The sequence below is a fragment of the Streptomyces sp. Y20 genome (assembly GCF_043195475.1).
GTDB lineage: Bacteria > Actinomycetota > Actinomycetes > Streptomycetales > Streptomycetaceae > Streptomyces.
In genome coordinates, this window is sequence record NZ_JBIDDP010000010.1 from 157,441 (window position 1) to 177,734 (window position 20,294).

Below are 20,294 nucleotides of genomic sequence, written 5' to 3' on the forward strand. Positions count from 1 at the left end.
TCGACGAGTGCACCGGTCCGTACGTAGTCGGTCCGGCTGGTGACCACCATGCGGTAGCGGCGGGCGTCCATCGTGCTGCTCCTCACGAGTACGGGGAAGGCGGCGTGCTTCAGGTGGTGTCGGCGGTACTGGCGGTGGCGGCGGCCAGGACGCGGAGCAGTTCACTCACGTCCTGGTGCCAGGCCCGTACCTCGGAGGGGGTAGGAGGCAGTTCGTACGAGTGGTAGTGGCAGGCGGCGCTGAGGCCGGACCAGACGGTGTACCACTGACGCGCGACTGAGGGACTGACGTACCACTGCAGGCAGAGCATGCGGGTGCGGCCCGTGCTGCGGGTCATGCGAGGACTGACCGACCGCCAGAAGGCGTCGAGCGTCTCGTCGAGGGCCAGCCGGAGCAAAGTGGCCGCGGCGCGCGCCCGGACACCGGGAGAGAGCGCAGTGCCGTGGGAGGGATTGAGCAACTGGTCCGCGGCCGCCACGAGACCGGTCGTGGGGAGAACACGGGTGGAACATGCGGGAGCGGTCACCGGGCCAGCACCTCCTCCGCAAGCTGTTTCGTGCGGTCGACCAGGGCCAGGCGGTCACCGACAGGCGCGGTCGGCGCCTGGTGCGATGCCTGGTTCAGCCCCTGGATCAGTTCCCTCGCCCATCGGCCGTGGTCGCGAGCGACGGCGTCCAGCACTTCGCCCGGCCCCTTGCCCTGCATGCCCATAGCGAGGGCCGCCAGGCCAGTGAGCGGCCCTGGCCGGGTGACCCGCTCGTGGATGACGCGCTGACCGGTGCCGGCCCTGCGCAGGACGCGCCGCGCGGTGTCCTGGTAGGCGGCCTCCAGGGCCAGACGGCACATCGAGGGCAGCACCCGGTCGGCGACTTCCGGCGGAAGGTGCGGATCGAGGGCGACGGCCCGTGCCTCCGCCAGAGCCTGGCTCACCGGGTTGCTGACGGAGGAGACGTGAACGACCGAATCGGTCTGCCGGGACACCCGCATGACCGTCGCCCTCAGACCGAGACGGTGAACGGCCTCTTCGAGTCGGGTGTCGTGGGTGAAGACGACGACCTGCCGGTGCTGCGCGTACAGGTCGAGAACCTTGGCGAGGCCGTCGACCTTCTCGGGGTCCATGGACTGCACCGGGTCGTCGATGACCAGGAAACCGAACGGACTGTCCTGGTGGGTGGCTCGCGGGATGAACAGAGAGAGGGCGAGAGAGTGCAGTTCGCCCTGGCTCATGACGCCGAAGGCGGGCGCGTCGGCGTCGTCCACGGAGACGGGAAGACTGACCTGCCGCTGCGGACCGACACCCGTGAGCCCGATCGCACCCAGCGAGACGCTGCTGCGCTCGCACAACAGCCGCCAGATCTGGCCCGACTGGTCGGCGAACGGCTTGAACCGGGCGTCCCGCAACTCGTCGGTGAGCGCCCGTACCCAGTCGCGTACGGCCTTGACCTGCTTACGGGCGGGCTTCGCCGCCTGCGCGGCGTCCGCCTGCCCCAGCCATGCGGACAGGCGTGCGGCCACGGGCTGCCAGCGGCCGTCCTGCGCCGTGACGCGTTGGCGGGCATCCTCACTGATCTGGTCACAGGCTTCACCGAGGACGGCCTCGGCGCGTTCCGCACGGTCGGCCAGCTCGCGCGGGTCACGAACCGTGCGGCAGGCGACCAGATCCCGCCAGAGCGCGGCGAGGGAGGGCTCGTCGGCCTGGAGCCAGGTGGGGGCCGGACGCATCAGATCGTGCACCTCCCGCACCGCGTTCACGAGTTCGCGGTGTGCCGCCTCGGCCTCGGCAGCCTCCGTCTGGAGCCTTTCGACCTGCGCCCGCGTCCGTTCCGCCCATGAACGGTCCAAGAGGTCCGTGCTGCCGCATACGGGGCAGTCGGAGACATCGGGATGGCGGCGGCGGTGTTCCAGCGCGGCGTCGAGCAGTTTGATCAACTGCCGGGCATCCTCGGCGGACCCGTGGCGAGCGTCGTCGGCTACCGCGGCGGCCGAACGCAACCGGGTCACGGCCTTCGCGATCGCCGCCCGGTCCGGGTGCTCGAGATCGGCCAGCCGACGAAGCCGGGCGAGGTGCTCCTCGTCCGCGGCACCGTGGCCCTGCAACAGGGCCCGAACCGCGTCCCGGTCGGGGCTCCTACCGGAGAGAGCCGTGATCGCTTCCTTGACCCTCGGGTCGTCGACCTCCGACAACTCCTGGATCACCGTGGCGGTGAGGGCCTTCGCGGCGTTCTCGGTGTCGGTCAGGGCCTTGGCCCGAGCCCGTGCCGCCGCGTCGGTCTCACTGAGCAGTTCGAGGCCGAGGATCCGGGAGATCTCGTCGTGCAGGGCGGTCAGCGGTCCGTTGATCACCGCACCGAGCTGGGTGTACGGGAGGAACGGCCGGTACAGCGACATCTGCTCGGAGTCGATCACGTCGTACACGGCGTCGCCGGTGGGCTGTCCGGCTTTCTCCACGACGGTACGGGACTCCTCGAGCCCTTCTCCGTGCCAGATCCGGCGTATGGTCACGGGCTCCCTAGCGTCCTCGCCGTCGTCGCCGGCGTCGAAGCACAGCTCCACCGCCACCTCGGGAGTGGAATGCTGGTGGAGGTTGCGCCAGCCCTTCTTCCATACCTGGGTGCGGCCCTGCCAGCGAAAGTTGTCGCCCGTCAAGGCCATCTCCGCAGCCTCGGCGAAGCTCGACTTGCCGGAGCCGTTGCGGCCCGCCACCAGGGTCAGACCGGGTCCGGGATTCAGCCGGACGGTGGCGGCGGGACCGATACCGCGCCACCCGGAGGCCGTGATGGACCGGATGTACACGGCCCCGGAACGGCCTCCACCGCGGGGCTCTACGCCAGGCAGCAGATCCCGCAGCAGGGTCTGTTCCTCGGCAGAGAGCCCTGAACCCGGCAAACGGGCGAGGAGCAGGTCACGGAGGCTGGTGTCGCTCATGTGCGGACTCCTCGGGCCCTGGATGGCTGCGGCGATCGTGCCCAAGGTGGCGCGAGGGGACGGTGAGCCGTTGTCAACCTGAGCATGCCGCAGGCCTGTTAGCGCCGTCAACGGACTTTGTAAATTCGCCTTAAGATTGATTGTGTACATGCATGCGAATGTCGTACCCGGGTTCGAGAGTGAGACGCCGCACGCTGGTCCATCCACCGAGCCGGGGCCCACATGCGTCCGTCACCGGCCACGGCTGCCGTGAGCCGGTGGGCAACGTGTCGCGGTCAGCGCAGTACTGAGCCCATCCATGCCGTCGCCTGCCCCGGCGTGGAGCGGGTGTCGACGCCGAGGACGTGGATGTTGCCCAACAGGCCCCTCGGGCCGCGCACCCGGAGGGTCCTCCGGGTGTAACTGCCCTGCTGGGGGTGGACAATGACGGAGACCGGGGCGTCGGTGGGTGCATAGCCGCTGCTGTACGTGAGGAGCTGGTGGACGTCGGCCGCGCTCACGCCGTGGCGGTCATAGCGCTTGTACTTGGCGTCCACGGGCAGCAGGGAGCGATGTGCCGTGTCGTGCTCTGGAACGCTGAGCAGGAGATCGGGCCGGAACGTCGAGGCGTTGCCCAGGTCTCCGCGCACGGTGATGCCGGCGCCGCTTCCGCCGGGTACGGCGTGGCCGCCGTGTGGGCCGACGGCTTCTGTGCCGAGGCGCCGGACGACGGCTTCCCAGAGTGCGGGCATGGCGAGCAGGAGACCGTCCGCAGTGGTGCCCTGGTCGGTGAGCAGATCGGTCACACCGCCACCGCGCAGCAGCAGACGGGCCCAGGTGTGGGCGGGGCGGTAGCGGGCGTTCAGGCGCGTGTAGTGGGTGCGGTCCAGAGCGCGGAGCGCCGCGGCCGGGGTCGGGGCCTGCGGGAAGGCGGCGGCAATGCCGTGCAGGGCGCGCGCCAGGTCAGGACTCGCGGTCATGCCGAGCGCTGTCTTCAGCGCGCTACCCAGCACGCGGTTGTCCCCGATGTCCGCCTCCCGGTCGAAGGTGCGGACGTGCAGCTGGTCCAGTTGCCCGTAGCGGCGGGTGGCCTGGGCGGCGACGTCCAGCCGTCCCCGCAGCACCGGTTCGACACTCCGGTGGCGTACGTAGTCCCGGCGCAGTCCGTCCCGCAGCAACCGTTCGCACTCTTCGGCCAGGGCGGCGGCGACCAGGTCGGCGTAACCGGCAGGGCCGGTGGCCCATTGCCGGGCCGTCGCGGGGACGGGCGTGCCGAGGGCGTAGGCGAGCCAGCTCATGAGCTGCTCTCCCGGAATGGCGAACTTGGGTGTGATCACCACGCGGACACGGTCCAGGACCAGCACTCCGACGGTCGCGTCGGCCTTGAGCCGCCACCCGGTGCGTTCCCTGGTCAGGGTGAGGCAGCCCCGTGTCTGGAGGGCGTGCAGGCGGTCGACGTCCCGGGGAGTGAGCTGACCGGTCTCCAGCAGGGCCGACTCGTACTCGCCCAGCCGGACCGGGGTGCGGTCAGGCATCCGGGCCGGGAACGCCGCTGGTGAACTCGCTCGCCAGCGCGTCCGCCAGATCCTGCGGGGGCATGAGGAGCGGCCGCCCGGTGTCGGCGTCGACCAGGCCGCCGAGGATGCGGTGCAGTAGATCCGCGCGGCCGAGGCAGTAGTCCTCAAGGAGGGGGATCACCTCGTGGTGGAAGGCCGCGGCCAGGTCCTCCTCGGTGGCGATGGGCTCACCGTCGCGCAGCAGGTAGGCGTGCCCGATCTGGTGGTCGGCGTCCAGATGGCGGGCGATGCGGGTGTTGAGGGACTCGAAGAACGCGGCCAGGTCCAAGGGGCCGACGGTTCCGGACACGTATGAACCCGGGGGACCGCCTGTGGTTCTTCTTCACCTCGCCGGAGTGGGAGGTCGCCGCGGTGGCCGACGTCGTCGATGTGCCGTACGAGGCCGACCCGCCGGATCCCCGATTCGCCTACCGGGTCGATGTGACCCTGTTGCCCGGCCCCACGGATGCCTTGCAGGGCAACCCGGTGGGCCGGGACGAGCTGGGACTCGGCCAGGTTCGATCCGTGCAGAAGGTCAAGCCGGGGGCCTTGAAGATCCTTTCGGCCCGGGCCGGGCTGTGACACGACAGCCGAGACGGATCGGTGAGGCTATAACGGGACATTGGGCGAACCTGCCTGGACATGGCCGCCGAAGGAATACCGTCAACCAGCCGTAGGCGCCTCGCCCGTGTCCCGGGGAAGGTCTGCGACCTTGGCCAGGACTCCTTCGGACAGCGCTCTGAACTCCTTGTAGCAGGTTTTCACGTACTGCTGGGTGCTGCCCAGTGCGCCGTCGGCCGGCTTCAGGTCGAACATGGGCTTGCGCGCGTCGTGCGCCAAAGGCATCAGGCTTCGGTAGTTTCTCATGGTGGCGATGCGGTGGCTGTCGTCCTCGCGAGAGGGCGGGGATTCGCCGAGGACCGCCGAGGAGTAGACCCACGGAATGCGCTGGAGCCATCGCTCATAGGCCTTGACCGGCCTGTCGAGTCGCATTTCCGGCTGCATGATGACGTACCCCAGCGGCTGCATGGTCGCGCGGGGAGCCGAGATGCCTTTTGGCACTCTGGGCAGGACGAGGGACTGCCAGTCGGTGCGCCACTGGCGCAGCGTCGGGCCCAGGTTGCTCAGACCCTTCAGGGAGAACAGGTCCGCGGCCAGGGGCATCAGCACGGTGTCGGCCGAGATCAGTGCCGCCCGGTTGATGGCACCCAGGTTGGGGCCGACGTCGATCAGTACGATATCGGCGTCCACGGCTCGCGCCGCCTGCTCGATGATGCGGTGGAACGAAGTGGACGTGCGAATGGCCGCGACGTCGCCCGCGTAGGCGCGTGACCACTCATTGGACAGTTTGTCCTCGAAGCGGCTCAGGTCGAGGCTGCCCGGCAGCAGCCACAGGTCCTGCTGAAGCCGCGCCGGCTCTACGACCGCGATGTCGCCCGTACCCTCCAGGATGGGACGGACGGCGTCGGCGATCGTCTGGCCGCTCCGCACCCTCCCGGTGCCCGGTAGACCCGCCATGGCCGCGCCCTGGTCGATGAGCTCCGAGGAGTTCTCCCACAGCTCTTCGATCTCGGTCTCCTCCAGGCACATCGACGTGAGGTTGGCCTGGGGATCGAGGTCAACTGCCAATACGGTCAGGCCGAGTCGCCAGATCATATGGGCGAGGTGGTAGGTGAGGGTCGTCTTACCCACACCGCCTTTGTTGTTGAACAGCGCGATAGAGGTCATGCGGCCCTCCGGATGACGACGGCCCAGGACGCGTCGTCGACCTGGAACTCGGCGGGTGGGTTTCCGTTCGTCTCCAGCGCCTTCTTCACCCGGCCGATGCCCCGGCCGAACCGGTTCACATAGCCGAGGCCCTTCATCGCTGCGGCTAGCGAAGGATTGCGGTAATCGGTGACCCGGTCGAAGTTGTCGTCCCGGACCTGCCCGAAAGGCCCACCGGGGTTGGTGACCTCGATGCGGTCGTCGAACCACACGATGCGGGTCGGCGCGTAGGAGGTCTCGTAGTTCCGGTGCATGAGGGCATTCATACACAGTTCACGAAGTGCTTCCAGCGGGTAGTCCGGGTGCGGCCTCTCGCGAAAGCCCTCCGCCACGAGACGGGTACGCAGATTGCTTCGCAGCAGAGGTTCGAGCCGGGCTGACAGCCCGACCAGGTTCTGCCGCAGTTCCTGCTCGTCGGCAACGGGGGCGTCGAGGTCTGTGCCCTGATAGCGGACGAACTGGAGGTACGCCCCGGGGATGTGACTCCCGGGGTCGAGGCCCACGGTGAGCAGGCCGAGCACGGTCGGCGTACCGTCCGGCGTCAGCAGGTGGAGGGACGACAGTTGAAGGTCCACGGGCCGGCCGTTCTCCTCGATGACCTCCGGCGCGACCATGGAAGGCAGGTAGGACTGCCGGAACAGGTCGAGGTCCAGGTCGTCGAGATGGGCGCGGGGCAGCGGCCGCGTGTCGAACGGGATGTCCTTGGCACGACGCCGCTCCGCCAGTACGCGTTCGTCCTCGCGGCTTGCCCTGCGCGTGGTGGGACCGGGACGGACCCAGATCACGCCCTCGAACCGGACGGGCGGAGTCGCGCAGGCTTCGACATGGAGCCGGATGACAGGCTTGCCCCGATAGACGGCCGATCGACGGTGAGAGAAGGGCGGTCGAGGATGCGACCGTCGTCCCGCAGCTCAGTGAGCTGAAGGAGCGCTCGGTCGCTCAGGGCGACGTCGTCGACAGGATGACCCTTGTCGTCCACACCGATGAGGACATCGCCGCCACCGTGGCCGCACAGATCATTGGCCATGGCGCACACCGCGTTACCGATGGCGTCTCCGCGTTTCCCCTCGCGTTTCGCGGTGCGCTTGAACTCAAGGGACGCGGACTCCTGCGTGCCCAGGAGGTCGGCAAGATCCTTACTGTTGTCGCTCACGGTGTCCATTGTGCCGTGCAGGTTGCTCCGCCCGGCTCAGTCGGCGCCGTTCACCCCGAGCTGGATCTCCGCCCAGACGGTTTTGCCGGAGGGCGGGCGGGGCTCGGTACCCCAGCGGTCGGCCAGTGCGTCGACCAGGAGGAGACCGCGGCCCGACTCGTCGTCCGGGCTCTGCTCCGGGGGGATCGCAGGGCGGCACTCGCCCCGCGTGTCGCTCACCGCGATGCGCAGGGGGCCGACCGCCTCGTCCAGTGTCAATGCCAGCAGGAAGTCACGGCCCTGGACGCGGCCGTGCAGCGCGGCGTTGGCGGCCAGCTCCGCGACGATGTGTTCCGCGCGCTCGATGACTCGGGGTGACACCTCCCAGGCGGTCAGCCGTTCCACGGCCAGGAGTCGGGCGAGGCGGGCGCCGCGGCGGGTGGAGGAGAGCCGCTGCGCGAACGTGCGTACGGTAGCGCAAAGTTGTGGCGGGGAGGCGTTCATGGGGAAACCGTGGCGGGCGTGCGGGGGTGTGTTCCAGTAGCACGGCCCGTACGGTGCGTCAGCGTACGGGCACGCTCTGTGGACGGTACGGGGATCTTGCCGTCACTGTGGGTGCTGTCGATCGCGGGGATGCCGCAGAGGACGTACGCACCTGGAGGTGGCCGCGTATGACGGACAGCAGCGACGTGACGGCTTGCGACTGGGAGCGCGAGCCCGACCCCTCCGACAGTCTGCGGACCTTCGGGGCCGTCGTCCAGGCTCTGCGTGAGCATGCAGGGCTCAGCCGGGTGGACTTCGGGGCGCGGGTCAGGTTCTCCAAACACACCGTGGAATCTGTGGAGTTGGGGCGGCGGATGCCCGACGAGTCGTTCGTGGAGCGGGCGGAGGAGGCGCTGGGCAATACGGGGGCACTGCGGAAGGCGGCCGGCCACCTGACGCGGGGCGAGGCGGGGCTGGCGGCCTGGTTCAGGCGCTGGGCCCGGCTGGAGAAGGTCGCGGTGAGCCTGTGCACGTACGAGTGCAGGCTGGTGCCGGGGTTGTTGCAGTCGGAGGGGTATGCGCGGGCGGTGTTCGACAACAGCATTCCGCCGCTGTCGGATGAGCAGTTGGAGGCCCAGGTCGTTGCGCGGATGGACCGGCAGAAGATGCTGCGCGAGCGGCCGAACCTGCCGTTCAGCTTCATCGTTGAGGAGCACCTGTTCCGGCGTCGGCTCGGTGGGCGTGAGGTGACGCGGGGTCTACTCGACCATGTGTTGGAACTGACCGGGCCACGGAATGTGACGCTTCAAGTGATGCCGCTGGACGCCGAGTCCCATGCTTGCCTGGATGGTCCCTTGCAGTTGTTGGAGACCCCTGAGCGGCGGCGTCTCGCGTACTCCGAAGGACAGCAGAACGGCCGCCTGATCAGCGACGCGAAAGAGGTGAGCCTCCTCTACCAGTGCTATGACACACTGCGCTCGCAGGCCCTGAACCCCAAAGACTCGCGGGGTCTGCTGGAGCGACTGCGAGGAGAGCTATGAGTACGACAGAACTCGCCTGGTTCAAGTCCAGCTACAGCGGCACCCAAGGCGACAGTTGCGTGGAGGTCGCTGTCACTGAACAGACCATCTGTGTACGGGACTCCAAGGACGTGACGCGCCCTCACTTCGCTGTCAAGCGTGAGGAGTGGTCGCGGTTCGTGGGGTTCGCGGCGGAGGCCTGAGCGGAGCGGCGTGCGCGGTGGCGCTCAGAAGATCTTGCAGAGCGTCATCGCACGCATGTCCACATCGCCCGGTGACCCGAGGACGGAGCTGCGGCCCACGTAGACGGTGTCCCACTGCGAGGTTCCGACCGGGCACGTGCCGGAACTCATGAGCAGGCCGCCGGAGAGGTCGGGACCCCTTGTGCTGGCGTCCGGTATGCCGAGGGTGGCTGGTTCAGCGGATGCGCCGGGCTCTCCATGGTCACCCTTTGGGCCGCGCTCACCTTGCAGCCCTTGCTCACCCAGAGGCCCTCGCGGTCCCCGTGCCCCTTCCGGCCCCGCCGGGCCTCGCGCGCCGGTCGGGCCGGTCGCGACGAAACAGGCGCCGGCCACTGCTCCCGCCGCACCGGACAGGGTGACGACGGCTGCGGTGGCGGCTATGCCGATTGCGACGCGACGACGGTTCGGTCTCATGTTCTTTCCTTCGGGTCACCGGCGGTGTCGGCGGCAGCGCTGTATGCCGCGAACGCTCGGGCCTGTTCCGTCTTCCGGAGCTGCCCCAGCTCGATGGGGCGCAGGCCGTGGGGCCGTCCGAGGCGTTTGAGGATGGCGTCGAAGTACGGCACAGGCGTGTGCTCCGAGGCGACCACGAGGGAGGACAGCAACACCCCGTAGGTGGGCGGGCTGTCGACCGCTACGAGGATCGCTTCCCTGGCCCGGTCGGTGAGATCCGTCGGCTTGAGCCCGGCGGCAGCGGCGAGCGTGTGCCAGCCCACGCAGACCTGACGCCGAGCGGCATCGATCAGCGCCCGCCGAACGGCTACCACCAACGCGGCCTTGGTGGTCCCGAGCTGACCCCAGGCCACGCGGTCCTCCTTGGCGGGAGCGGTTCGGGCCACGGGTACGGCCTGTCTGCCCCGTGTATAGGCGGGGTCCACGGCGGCCCGCCATGCTGCCTGTACGGTCGGGGTGGCGGCATTGGGCCTCCAGCCCAACTCCTTCAGTACATCGCCGAAGAACGGGGCCGGCCCTGGGATCTGCCCTTCCGCCTTCACCAGGGCCGACAACAACCGACGCCCGGGAACGTAGGACTTGTCCACTGCGGCGAGCAGCCGAACGCGGTCCTGATCGGACAACGTGGACGGCGAGATGCGCTGCTTCTTGAGCAGGGTCGACCACTTGATCAGGCCGCGTCCTTTGGCGACTGCTTCGAGTTGCTCGCGCAGCGAGGCTACGAGCTGCGCCTCGTTCAGCACGTGCCCGGTACTGGCCTTCACCTCTGACAGCCCGGCCGAGGGCTGTTGCCGTGCGGGTGCCGATTCGGCGAGGGTGTAGGCGGTCTTTCGCTCGCGTTCCCAGATCTCCGCCACCTTCGACTCGGACAGGTCGGATCGCCAGCCGAGGCCGAAGAGGACGTCGGCGAAGTACGGGGCGTGCGCGGCCGGGGTATGGGCAGGTTTGACGAGCGCCGAGAGCACGGGCTTGCCGTCGGCTCGGGGGTGGTCAACGGCGATGAGCAGGCGGACGCGTTCCTCCGCAGTGATGTCGCTGGGGGCCGCTCCCGCGTGGCTGACGAGCGTCTCCCAGTTGACGAGGCCCCGGGCGCGGGCGACGAGCTCCAGCCTTGAGCGGAAGACGCGGATCGTCTCGGCCTCACCGAGGGGGAGGGGGCGGGGGGTTGGGGCGGCCGGTTCGGTCGTCGCGGGGGTTGGTGGGGGTGGCTCGGGTGGCGGCGATGCGGGGCGCAAGTCCGGCCAGCGGGAGTCGGTCTGCTGAGGTAGGGGCAGGGCGCCGTCGGCGCGTATGAGCCAGGCGGGCTCGGAGGGGGCCGCTTCGGTGAGCGGCAGCAGGTGGGCTGAGGAGTAGATGACGTGCAGTTGGTGAGGAGGAGGGGCGGGGTGAGCGTGCGGCAGGGTGATACGGGCCCGGATGAGGGCCGAGCCGAGCGGCTGGAGATCGGCCTCGTAGAGGCGTACGGCGGTGCCGTCCGGGGCAGGGTGCGGTGCCGGGAGTTCGGTCGCTGCGGTAAAGGCGATGGTGCCCGGAGCCAGCGGGAAGGCCACGGGCGTAGGGGCGGGAGCGGGCGTGCTGCTCGCGGGCGGTTCGGCGTCGAGGCGGGGCGTGATGATCCCCTCGTTCGACAGGCGGCACTCGGTGAGGGCCGACCACGCGAGGCTGTTGTCCGAGTACTGCGTGCCGACGTACACCTCGCGGGTATCGCCCTGGGTGCGGCAGGAGATGCGGATGGCATGCCCGGCGGCGTCCACCTCGCTGTGCGAGAGCCCGCAGTAGGGTCCGTACGCCCAGTGAACGTGGGTGTGCCGGTCGGCGAGGCGTTCGCGGGTCTCCTGCCACTCGCGGAGGGAGAGGCGGGCCAACTGGACCCGGATGAGCCGGGACCGGCCCTGACCGAACCGGACCTCGACGGCTCCACCGTGGACCGAGCCGGGGTCCAGGTACGTGACGTCGGCGTTCTGGTATCCCTGCCGAAGTAGCCAACCCCGCAGCGCCTGCCCGACGTAGAGGTGGTCGGCGCTGGCCTCACCGGTCTCCGTGCGGCGGCAGTGCACGGGCGTCCGGTGCGCGAAGTGGCACTTCTTCTCGGTGTACCGCTTCGGAGTCAGCTTTTTGCCGCAGCCGCCGAGCAGGACACCGCAGTAGAAGTCGTCGCGGGTCCGGCCCCGCATGAACCCGTCGAAGTCGTCGTGGTCGTAGGGCAGGAACACCGGCCAGTCCGACTCGGCCTGACCGATGACCGCCGTCTGAACCTTGCGGGTGTCTTCTTCGGAGGTGGGCGAGACCATCCTGGCTCCTGGCTAGGGCAGCGGCGGCGGTTGGGTCAGGCGGGGTGGCGGGGGGTTGGACCTGGTTGTGGGGTGAGGGTGGAGGTATACCCGAACAGGCCGCGCCCGTACGCGAATCCAAGGATGCGACGCGATATCACTTCGCCGTCAGGCGGAAGGAGTGGTCGCGGTCCGTGGGGTGCGTGGTGGGGGCCTGAGGCGTGTCCGTCCCGGCGGTCGTGTGGGGACGGCCACCGCCGGGACACCATGTCAGCGGAGGTCGGGTCCACCCGCCTCGACTATCTCGTCGAGCAAGCTGATCGCTTCGTCGGCGTCGTCCGGGACGTCCGGGCCGGTGTCGGGGAACGATCCGGATGCTTCCTCGTCAGCGAGATGCGGGTACTTCTCCAGGAGGAACCGTCGCCGGTACGCCATCTCGGCGGCGTCGACGATGCCCTCCAGAGTGGCCCAGTTCAGTGTGCTGCCCATGACGACTCCGAGGGCGGGTACAGCCTTGCCGAGTCCCTTCTTGGTGAGGCGGAAGTGGAGTGCCTTCGCGAACTGAGAGGAGACCTTGGCGACAAACGTCTCGTTCAGCACCTTCCACGTCTTTCCTCTGAAAAGCGCTTGGGTGAGCTTCGAGAGGTCTGCCATGGCGGCATTCTTGGCGGTGGCCGAACTTGCCGTACCGACGTTGATCACAGACATCACAAAGAGCTTCTCGGCAGGCTCTTCGGGGTCGTAACCGTAGAACAGTGAGACCTGGCCGACGGCGCGGGACGCGAGTCCGAGGACGAACGCGGCATCGGCGAGGAAGGCACCGGTGATCGCACCTCCCGAAGGCGCCGCCGCGGCGCCGGCGGAGGCGGCGATCGCGAGCTGTCCCCCGGAGATCGCGAATGCCGCGCCTGCTCCCGAGAGCGCTGCGGCGGCAGGAAAGTACCAGCTCGCCGCCCGGCCGCGGACCGCCTCGACCTTTTCGAGGTCGAGGCGGCGCAGGTCGGAGAGCGATGCGACGTCATGCCCGCGTTTGTTGTGGAGCGCCACCACCCGCTTGGGGGAGAGTCCCGCTCGCGATACTCGTCCTACCGTCCGCCGGACGGACTCAACGGCGGTGCCGCTCCAGTCCGGCATGGCCTCGGCGGCTCCGCGAGCCGTTGCGCCCACCTTGGAAGCGCCCTTGGCGACGAATTCCTGTCCACGCGAAACCGCCGATGCGGCCCGTGGGTGGTTCTCCAGCTGCTTCGCGGCACGCTTGCCGAGTTGTGCGACGCCGTTTGCCACGTGCTCGCCGGCGTTTTGCATCGCCTGTGACAGTGGGCGGCTCTTGAACTGCTGGATGGCACGCCATGCGTTGAGTTCGTACTCCGAAGGCTGCTGCGGGTTGCTCATGGTCCGTGGCGTTCCTGTCTCCGGGGCGAGTGGTCAGGCGGGGTGACGGGGGCCGTGTCCCGGGGGCGGGGTGAGGGTGGAGGTGTAGGTCTCGCCCTCGACGAGCGGGTTCTCCAGGGTGAGGCCGGCGGCGGCCATGCGGTCGTACTCGGCGAGGATCAATTCCTTGGTGCGGTACGAGCCGTACTTGGCCTCGTCCTTGCGGCGGACGATGGGGAAGGTGTCGAGGATGTAGTCGGCGTCTTCGCGGGAGATGCCGTAGAGGTGGAAGAAGAGGGCGTCGAGTTCGGCGCGGATTCGCTGGCGGCGGTCTTGGTCCCAACGGAAGGGGGTGCTGGTGTCACCCGCGTCAGCTGCGAGCCCTGCCATGTCAATTGCGGTGTAGGCCAGTTCGAGGACTCGAGGCGTGATCCAGGAAGCGTGGGGGGCGAGTTGGGCAGGGGACGGAACGGGGAGCTGCTTGACGATGAAGAAGTTCAAGTTGACGCCGCTGATGTTCTGTCGGGCGGCATAGTCGAAGGCGAAAGACGACCAGACGGCGCTGAGCAAGATCGGTGACCGGGACAGTGCCAGAGGGAACTTGTTGCCGGCACCTACGGCCGGCATCAGAGCGCTGATCATGCTTCGCTCGTCCGTAGCGCGGCAGATGTCCCGCCAGCCGAGCAGGTAGTTATGCTCCCATCCCTTCTCCGTGAGCCGTTTGCGGACGCCCGGGACGAGGATGTCCTCGCCATTCTTGCCGATCTTGTCGGATCGGGTCTCGCCGTCGGGCACCCAGTACTGGGGCAGCGCAAGGCAATCCGCGCGGTCCTTTTCGTCCAGACTGAGCGCAGGAGTGCCGCCACTGGCATCGTATGTGGCCCACCGGTGGTCGTAGTGGTGGAGCATCTTCGCCTCGTAGAGAGGGAGCATGCGTTTCCCGTCCCTGGTGAAGACGTTGCCCTCAAGCTTCCAGCCGGAGGCTTCTAGCTCTTCGCGGGGATGCAGGAGAGCCGAGTCATGGCTCATGTCGTACATGCGTAGAAACAGCATCTGCCACTGGTTGCCATCCGGCGAAGCTTCCTTCCACAAGATCGGCAGCCGTCGGTAGATCCCCAGCGTGATTTCGGCGTCCCGCCGAGACCTGAAGACCGGGAGCGTCCCGGTGTTCGGATTCAGGAGCTGAATCTCCTCTGGTGCCAGCGCGAACGACTTCTCCCCGTCGTCCAGTTCGGCCGGATCACGAAGGAAGAAGGCGAACCGCGCCGCCGGTTCGCGCAGGGACGGTCCAGTGAAGGACAAGATGCTGAACTTGAACGAGCGGTGGACGCTGGGGAAGAGAGGCGTTGCGTTTTCGAAGTCGTACAACACGGCGACCGACCCGCTCCGCACCAGGTCCTTCGAGAAGTACTGTGTCCGCGCGTCGGTAGCGATCCCCGTCGGCACAATCACTCCGGCCCGTCCCTTCGGCCCGAGCAGGATGCGGTCCGTCTCCGTGAACACCGCGTATGTGTTGAGGTTCCCCTGCCCAGTCAGCGGGACCCGGCCCGAGCGGCGCAGGAAGTGGCTCTCGGCGTACACCTTGCGCTTGCCCGCCTCGAACTCCGAGTACAACGGCAAGGTATCCGGGGAGTCCTTGAGCGCATCGATCATCTTCTTGCGCGCGGACGTACGGGACGACTCGGCGATGTGCGGCGCGCGATGTGCAAAGAATTCCTGCTCGCGGAACTCCACGCTGTCCCACGGCGGGTTGCCCACCACGCAGTCGAAGCCACCGACCCAGCCTGTCGTGAGGGACACCCCCTGACCGTTCTCCGGGACGGAGAAGACCTCGGGGAACTCCAGGTGCCAGTGGAAGAAGCCGTACTGGTCGCGCAGCCGCCCGATCTCGGCGCGGGTCTCCGCAGCGACACCACCGCCACTCGGGTCCTGCAGCGCCTTGAACACCGAGTGCGTCACCGCGCGCGGAGTCTCCGGCGCCTTGAGCCACACGAACGCCGCGCACCAGGCGTCGGCGACACGCCGGGCACGCTGGTACTCCGAGGAGCCGGCCCACTTCTCGTACGCCTCCTCCTGGCGACGCACATCCGTCAACTCCTCCGCCTGGGCCAGCGTGATGGACCGAAGCCCACTGGCGAAGGCGGTGTTGGCGACCTGGACTCCCTCGTCGCCGAGATCGAAGAGGCTGCCCTGTCCGATCCGTTCCTGCAGGTTGATCTTCTCAAGCGCCTTCGCGTGCTTCTTGTCGTCGCCCTCGGTGGCGATGAACGCGTCGTCAGGAATCCCGTCCCGCAGCAGCTTCGGCGTCGCCCCGATGAGCCCGTTGCCGTGCTTCACATGCGCGTCCAGGAACCCCAACGGCTTACCCGGCTCCAACGCCTCCAGCCACAGCGACACCTTGGCCAGCTCCACAGCCAACGGGTTGAGGTCCACGCCGTAGATACAGCGGGCGACGACCTCGTGCAGCGCATGCCGCACCGCGTCCAACGTCGGCTCGGGGTTCCGCTCCCGTACCGCCGCCACCTGCTTGGCGATACGCCTCGCCGCCGCCACCAGGAAGTGCCCGGAACCACACGCCGGGTCGCACACCGTAAGCGACAGCAACTCATCCACGATCGAGTCCGCGGGGTCAGCCGCCCCCGACTTCGACGCCGCCTCCTCGCCCCGCTTCACCGCGTCACGTATCACCGGGTCCAGAGTCGAGTCCAACAAGCACTCGATGAGTGAGGACGGGGTGTAGTAACTGCCTGTCGTCTTGCGGGTGTTGCCTGCGACCTCGACCAAAGTGAACGTACGGTCGGCCGTGCTGTGCTTGGGCTCCAGCTCCAGCAGGGACTCGTACACGGAGCCCAGCTCTTCCGCGTCCAGGTGACGGTAGTCGACCGCCCGCCAACGCCCCGAGCTGCCGTCCCGCACCTGCGACAAGTGCCGTACGGCCGTCAACAGAGCTTCGTTGGACAGCTTCAGGCCGCGCAGCGGGGCGTCCGCGTCCGTGTCGTTGAACAGACCGCCGAGGCCGGGCAGGCCCAGCTCGGGGCGGCCCGCCTCGTCGCCCAGCGCGTCGAGGACGATCCGAAGCGCCTCGTACAGGTCACCGTGGGCCGTGCCCCGCCGCTTCCTCGCATGCGCGCGCAGCCGCGCCGACGAGAAGTACGCCTCGTACCGCTCGCGTGCCTGCGGGTCCGCCTTCGGGGACAGCAGCGCGTCGCGATCCTCGGCCACGAAGACGAACAGCAGTCGGTACACCAGCCGCAGCAGCGCGGCCTGGAGCGGCTTCGGGCGGACGTCCTCCCGCAGCGTCGTGTTTTCCGGGTGCCGCAAGAAACCCGTACCCAGCGCGGTGATCGCGTCCTGGACGCCCTTGCGGAGCTGGTCCAGTGCCCGCGTTCCCGACGCGATGGCCTCCGTGCGCCACTTCTCCAGTCGGCACGCGGACGGCGGCGCGTCCACCGACACCTCGAACCGCGACACATGCAGCACCCGGTAGAGCAGCACGAACTCGCTGAACAGCTCGCCGTCGAAGATCGCTTCGAGGTCGAACTCGACGTACGAGGCCGTGGCCAGGGCGCTGGAGTCGCGCAGTAGGCGGACCTGGCGGCCGTTGGTGAGGACGCCCCACAGGTGGGCCTCCGTGCGGTTCAGGCACTCCTGGAGCATCGACTGCGGCGGGACCGTGCCCACGCCGCCAGGGCGCTTGTCGAGGTTGGCGTTCCAGGCCGTCTGGTGGATCAGCGCGTGCCGCCAGCGGTGGGAGACCGGGAACTTCTTCTCCGCGTCCGAGTCGGCGGCGATGCCCGCCGCCCCGACCTGCGTCAGCGGGCCGAAGCCCAGCTCTCGCCAGAGCGGGGCCAGCCAGTCGCTGCCGGCGCGGCCGGTCGGGTCGGCCGCCGGGTCGCCCGTCTCCCGGTCCTCGGGCAGGTGCTTGCGAAGCTCCCGCCACAGCGGCTTCAGGTACTCCCAGCTGCGCTCGGCCTCGTCGCGTACCGAGCGGGACGACGGCAGGCCGTAGTCGGCCGGCTTCGAGCCGGGGACGTCCTTGCCCTCGGAGATCCGCACCAGCATGTCGGCAGGCAGCAACCCCCCGACCGTGTGGACGGCGGTGAACACCTGGTTGCGGGTGACGGCGGACATCAGGCGGACACTCCAGGAGCAACGGCCGGGGCGGCGGCAGGGGCGGCGGGCAGGTACACATACGCGCCGAGGATGTCGGCGGGCTTCTGCACGGTGACGGACAGGCCCCGGACGATCTCGCCGGACGCCTGGCGCACCCGGCGGTGCGAGGCGTCCAGCCCGGCGGCCAGCTCCTCGCCGTAGCCCTCCAAATGGTCGTACACGAGCGGGAGTTGGGTGAGCAGGCGCGTCATCGTGCGCTCCGCGTAGTGCCGGTCCGTGCTCTCCGAAGCCGTCGCGTCGAGCAGTTCCCGCGCCCGCTCCGGCGGCAGCCACTCCGCCTTCCTGGCCGAGCCCTCGAAGGCGATCAGCCGGGCGTCCTCCGCGACCAGCTGCTTCTCGCCGCTGCGGGAGGGCAGCGTGAGGTGGAAGCGGTAACGGACGAGGAGGAGGGTGGTGAGGGTGCCGACCGCGTCCGTGGTGACCACGCCGCAGCGGCGGGCCGGGCGGGCGCCGTCGGCCTGGGTGTCCAGGGCGGCGTTCAGGACGTGGGACGCGAGGGCGCCCACGACCGGGTCCGTCCGCACCAGGGCCGCCTCACCCCGCGCCACCGCCGGGTCCGCGCGGAACGGGATCGGGCGGTCCCTCTCGATCACCTCCGCGCCGACGGTCGGCGCGAGCGCGTCCCGCAGGCCGATAGGCGTGCCGCCGACCTGGGCCGTGAAGTCCTCGCCGTCGCCGCGGAGGACGGCGCCGAGGGCGCCCAGGGACTCCCGTACGAACGTGTCGATCTCGCCCGCGCCGCCCAGTGCCTCCCGGACCGCCGCGACCTCGCGCGCCACCTCCTGCGGACGCACGGAACGCTGCGCGAACCGCGACCGCGACGCCTTCTCACGCTCCGCCGCCGAGTTCCAGTCGCTGTCCAGCTTCTCCGTGCTCACCTTGAACGCGTCCGCGCTGAAGAGGGCATCCTGGTCCTCGCGGCCGCGCATCAACAGCCACTCGACGATCGCGTCCGTGACGCCCGTCGACAGTTCGTCGGGTACAGAAACTGAGATGCCGAGGTCCTTCTTGATCTGGCGGTGCTTCTTGATGAGGACTTCGAGGACCTTGCCGTCGATGCCGTTGTCGTCGCCGTACAGGGTGATGACGCGGACCTGGTCCCTGCGCTGGCCGTAGCGGTCGACGCGGCCCTCGCGCTGATCGTGGCGGGTCGGGTTCCAGGCCAGGTCGTAGTGGACGACGGCGTCGAAGTGGTGCTGGAGGTTCACGCCCTCCGACAGGCAGTCCGTCGCGATCAGGACACGGCGGGCCGCGGCGTCCTCGCCGGCCTCCTCGGCGAGCTTCTCGATGCGCTCCAGGCGCTGCTGCGGGGAGAGCGTGCCGGTGACCGCTTTGACGACGGTCTTGGCGCCGAGCGGGCCGCGCCTGCCGGACTCCTTGTCGTTCTCCAGCTGCTCGGCGAGGTACTCGGCCGTCGGGATGTAGCGGCAGAACACGATCGGGTTGTGGCCGTCCGCGAGGAGCGCCTTGAGGTGCTTGATGAGCGCCTTGAGCTTCAGGTCCTTGGCCGGGCCTTCCAACTCCTCCGCGATGGCGGCGAGTTCGGCGAGGTAGGAGCGCGGGTCCTCGGTCGTCTCCGCGCCCGGTGCGACGTCCATACCCTCCATCGCGTCGCTGTCGGCCGCGTCGCTGTTGAGCGGGGCGCCCAGCTTGTCGGCCTCCTCCGCCGACGCCGCGATCGCCGCCGCCGAGCGGGTCCGCAGCGTCTGCGCGGCGGCGCGCGGGGAGGACACCAGGGAGCGGAGCAGCGCGATCGCCGACCACCAGGCGATGCGGGCCTCCCGCTTGCCCTGGTTGCCCGCCTGCTCGACGCGCTCACTCGCGTAGGCGATCGCGTCGTCGAGCAGGGCCCGGTACTCCGGCGACAGCTTGTACGTCTCGTCCTTGAAGTAACGGTCCGAGGGGAACGCCGTCCGCTCCGCGAGGGAGTCGTCGGTGAGACCGTCCTCCTTGGTGAGGTACTGGCGGACGTCCGCCCGCTTGCGCGCCACGAAGTGCTGCGCGAGAAGCTTCCTGCCCGCCTCGGAATCCAGGCTCACGCCGGCCAGTTCGGGCTTGACCAGGCCCAGCAGGTTGCGGAACGCGGACTCCTTGCCGCTGTGCGGGGTCGCCGTCACCAGGAGCAGGTGCCGGTTCTCGTCCGCAGAGACGCGGCGCAGCAGCTCGTAGCGGAGCTGGTTCTGTGAAGCCGTGGAGGTGTCGTCGGCGACCACGCAGGTGTGCGCCTCGTCGACGATCACCAGGTCGGGGCAGTGGCGGACGAAGTCGTCGCGGTGGCGCGGGGACTTGATGAAGTCCGTGGAGACGATCACGTGCGGGTACTTGTCGAAGAGGGACTGGCCCAGGTCCAGGCCCCGTTCGAGGCGTGAGACCGTCGAGGAGAGGACCAGCTCCGCGTCGATGCCGAACTTCGTGCGCAGCTCCTGCTGCCACTGCTCGGCGAGCGCGGGGGAGCAGAGCACGGCCAGGCCCGTCGCCTCGCCCTGGGCGAGGAGTTCGCTCGCCACCAGGCCCGCCTCGATGGTCTTGCCGATGCCGACGTCATCGGAGATCAGCATCCGGACCGTCTTCTGGCGTAGCGCCATGAGGAGCGGTACAAGCTGGTAGGCACGCGGCTCCACCGCGATCCCGGCCAGCGAGCGGAACGGGCCCGCGCCGGAGCGGAAGCCGACGCGCAGGGCGGTGCGCAGCAGGCCGGCCGCGCGCTGGTCGCCGAGGTCGCTCGGCTCCGGCGGGGCGAACTTCGCCTCGTCGACCGTCTCGAAGGCCGGGAACACCGCGGCGATGTCGTCGTCCGAGCCGCCCAGCGGGCGCAGAACGAGCAGATCGGGCTTGCTCTCGGGGAGCACGACCCATTCGCGGCCGCGGGCCTTCACCAGTGAACCGGCCGAGTACGTGAGTGCCATGTGTGTCTTCAAGTCCTC

At 69.1% G+C, this 20,294-nt stretch carries 15 protein-coding genes; 3 read left to right on the forward strand and 12 right to left on the reverse strand.

The annotated features are described in order from the left end of the window. Positions 1-109: 109 nt before the first annotated feature. The 4 genes from ACGFT1_RS24820 to ACGFT1_RS24835 all read right to left on the reverse strand — a co-directional run bounded on the left by ACGFT1_RS24820 (position 110) and on the right by ACGFT1_RS24835 (position 4,770). Positions 110-526, reverse strand: a complete 417-nt coding sequence (locus ACGFT1_RS24820; protein WP_373911166.1) for a hypothetical protein — start codon at positions 524-526, stop codon at positions 110-112. After that, positions 523-2,925: an AAA family ATPase gene (locus ACGFT1_RS24825; protein WP_373911167.1), complete on the reverse strand. Its 2,403-nt coding sequence runs from the start codon at positions 2,923-2,925 to the stop codon at positions 523-525. The genes ACGFT1_RS24820 and ACGFT1_RS24825 overlap by 4 nt, the downstream gene beginning before the upstream one ends. A 275-nt stretch (positions 2,926-3,200) precedes the next feature. Next, positions 3,201-4,439 carry an McrC family protein gene (locus ACGFT1_RS24830; RefSeq protein WP_373911168.1) on the reverse strand — a complete coding sequence of 413 codons (1,239 nt, stop codon included), beginning with the start codon at positions 4,437-4,439 and terminating at the stop codon, positions 3,201-3,203. Beyond that, complete coding sequence (locus tag ACGFT1_RS24835; protein ID WP_373911169.1) at positions 4,432-4,770, reverse strand: hypothetical protein; 339 nt, start codon at positions 4,768-4,770, stop codon at positions 4,432-4,434. The genes ACGFT1_RS24830 and ACGFT1_RS24835 overlap by 8 nt, the downstream gene beginning before the upstream one ends. A 2-nt stretch (positions 4,771-4,772) precedes the next feature. Here ACGFT1_RS24835 and ACGFT1_RS24840 point away from each other — a divergent pair, with 2 nt between their 5' ends. Further along, complete coding sequence (locus ACGFT1_RS24840) at positions 4,773-5,042, forward strand: hypothetical protein (protein WP_373911170.1); 270 nt, start codon at positions 4,773-4,775, stop codon at positions 5,040-5,042. 81 nt (positions 5,043-5,123) lie between these two features. Here the strand turns inward: ACGFT1_RS24840 and ACGFT1_RS24845 are convergent, their stop codons facing one another. The 4 genes from ACGFT1_RS24845 to ACGFT1_RS24860 are packed head-to-tail and all read right to left on the reverse strand — an operon-like array spanning position 5,124 to position 7,863. After that, on the reverse strand, positions 5,124-6,188 hold the full coding sequence (locus ACGFT1_RS24845; protein WP_373911171.1) for a ParA family protein: 1,065 nt from the start codon (positions 6,186-6,188) through the stop codon (positions 5,124-5,126). Continuing rightward, on the reverse strand, positions 6,185-7,012 hold the full coding sequence (locus ACGFT1_RS24850) for an ATP-binding protein (protein WP_373911172.1): 828 nt from the start codon (positions 7,010-7,012) through the stop codon (positions 6,185-6,187). Before ACGFT1_RS24850 ends, ACGFT1_RS24845 begins: the two co-directional genes overlap by 4 nt. Further along, positions 7,009-7,380, reverse strand: a complete 372-nt coding sequence (locus tag ACGFT1_RS24855) for a helix-turn-helix domain-containing protein (RefSeq protein ID WP_373911173.1) — start codon at positions 7,378-7,380, stop codon at positions 7,009-7,011. The genes ACGFT1_RS24850 and ACGFT1_RS24855 overlap by 4 nt, the downstream gene beginning before the upstream one ends. Positions 7,381-7,416: 36 nt before the next feature. Further along, positions 7,417-7,863 (reverse strand): ATP-binding protein, encoded by a 447-nt coding sequence (locus tag ACGFT1_RS24860; protein WP_373911174.1) that lies wholly within the window; start codon positions 7,861-7,863, stop codon positions 7,417-7,419. Between the two features lie 167 nt (positions 7,864-8,030). On the opposite strand from ACGFT1_RS24860, the gene ACGFT1_RS24865 reads away from it, so the two are divergent. Further along, entirely contained in the window at positions 8,031-8,882 is an 852-nt protein-coding gene (locus tag ACGFT1_RS24865) for a Scr1 family TA system antitoxin-like transcriptional regulator (protein ID WP_373911175.1), read from the forward strand. Continuing rightward, on the forward strand, positions 8,879-9,064 hold the full coding sequence (locus ACGFT1_RS24870; protein ID WP_373911176.1) for a DUF397 domain-containing protein: 186 nt from the start codon (positions 8,879-8,881) through the stop codon (positions 9,062-9,064). Before ACGFT1_RS24865 ends, ACGFT1_RS24870 begins: the two co-directional genes overlap by 4 nt. A 449-nt stretch (positions 9,065-9,513) precedes the next feature. Here ACGFT1_RS24870 and ACGFT1_RS24875 read toward each other — a convergent pair whose 3' ends face one another. The 4 genes from ACGFT1_RS24875 to ACGFT1_RS24890 form a co-directional block, all read right to left on the reverse strand. Then, positions 9,514-11,847 (reverse strand): competence protein CoiA family protein, encoded by a 2,334-nt coding sequence (locus ACGFT1_RS24875; protein WP_373911177.1) that lies wholly within the window; start codon positions 11,845-11,847, stop codon positions 9,514-9,516. A gap of 249 nt (positions 11,848-12,096) precedes the next feature. Further along, positions 12,097-13,218 carry an EcsC family protein gene (locus ACGFT1_RS24880; protein WP_373911178.1) on the reverse strand — a complete coding sequence of 374 codons (1,122 nt, stop codon included), beginning with the start codon at positions 13,216-13,218 and terminating at the stop codon, positions 12,097-12,099. A 33-nt stretch (positions 13,219-13,251) separates the two neighbouring features. Continuing rightward, on the reverse strand, positions 13,252-17,328 hold the full coding sequence (locus tag ACGFT1_RS24885) for an Eco57I restriction-modification methylase domain-containing protein (RefSeq protein ID WP_373911179.1): 4,077 nt from the start codon (positions 17,326-17,328) through the stop codon (positions 13,252-13,254). Continuing rightward, positions 17,328-20,276, reverse strand: a complete 2,949-nt coding sequence (locus ACGFT1_RS24890; RefSeq protein ID WP_373911180.1) for a DEAD/DEAH box helicase — start codon at positions 20,274-20,276, stop codon at positions 17,328-17,330. The genes ACGFT1_RS24885 and ACGFT1_RS24890 overlap by 1 nt, the downstream gene beginning before the upstream one ends. Positions 20,277-20,294 lie beyond the last annotated feature (18 nt).

What these genes read in the sequence shown, in the direction of transcription:
- ACGFT1_RS24880 (WP_373911178.1), bottom strand. Translation starts at nt 13,218, where the DNA reads ATGAGCAACCCGCAGCAGCCTTCGGAGTACGAACTCAACGCATGGCGT.
- ACGFT1_RS24845 (WP_373911171.1), bottom strand. Translation starts at nt 6,188, where the DNA reads ATGACCTCTATCGCGCTGTTCAACAACAAAGGCGGTGTGGGTAAGACG.
- ACGFT1_RS24885 (WP_373911179.1), bottom strand. Translation starts at nt 17,328, where the DNA reads ATGTCCGCCGTCACCCGCAACCAGGTGTTCACCGCCGTCCACACGGTC.
- ACGFT1_RS24875 (WP_373911177.1), bottom strand. Translation starts at nt 11,847, where the DNA reads ATGGTCTCGCCCACCTCCGAAGAAGACACCCGCAAGGTTCAGACGGCG.
- ACGFT1_RS24830 (WP_373911168.1), bottom strand. Translation starts at nt 4,439, where the DNA reads ATGCCTGACCGCACCCCGGTCCGGCTGGGCGAGTACGAGTCGGCCCTG.
- ACGFT1_RS24860 (WP_373911174.1), bottom strand. Translation starts at nt 7,863, where the DNA reads ATGAACGCCTCCCCGCCACAACTTTGCGCTACCGTACGCACGTTCGCG.
- ACGFT1_RS24825 (WP_373911167.1), bottom strand. Translation starts at nt 2,925, where the DNA reads ATGAGCGACACCAGCCTCCGTGACCTGCTCCTCGCCCGTTTGCCGGGT.
- ACGFT1_RS24865 (WP_373911175.1), top strand. Translation starts at nt 8,031, where the DNA reads ATGACGGACAGCAGCGACGTGACGGCTTGCGACTGGGAGCGCGAGCCC.
- ACGFT1_RS24890 (WP_373911180.1), bottom strand. Translation starts at nt 20,276, where the DNA reads ATGGCACTCACGTACTCGGCCGGTTCACTGGTGAAGGCCCGCGGCCGC.
- ACGFT1_RS24840 (WP_373911170.1), top strand. Translation starts at nt 4,773, where the DNA reads ATGAACCCGGGGGACCGCCTGTGGTTCTTCTTCACCTCGCCGGAGTGG.
- ACGFT1_RS24870 (WP_373911176.1), top strand. Translation starts at nt 8,879, where the DNA reads ATGAGTACGACAGAACTCGCCTGGTTCAAGTCCAGCTACAGCGGCACC.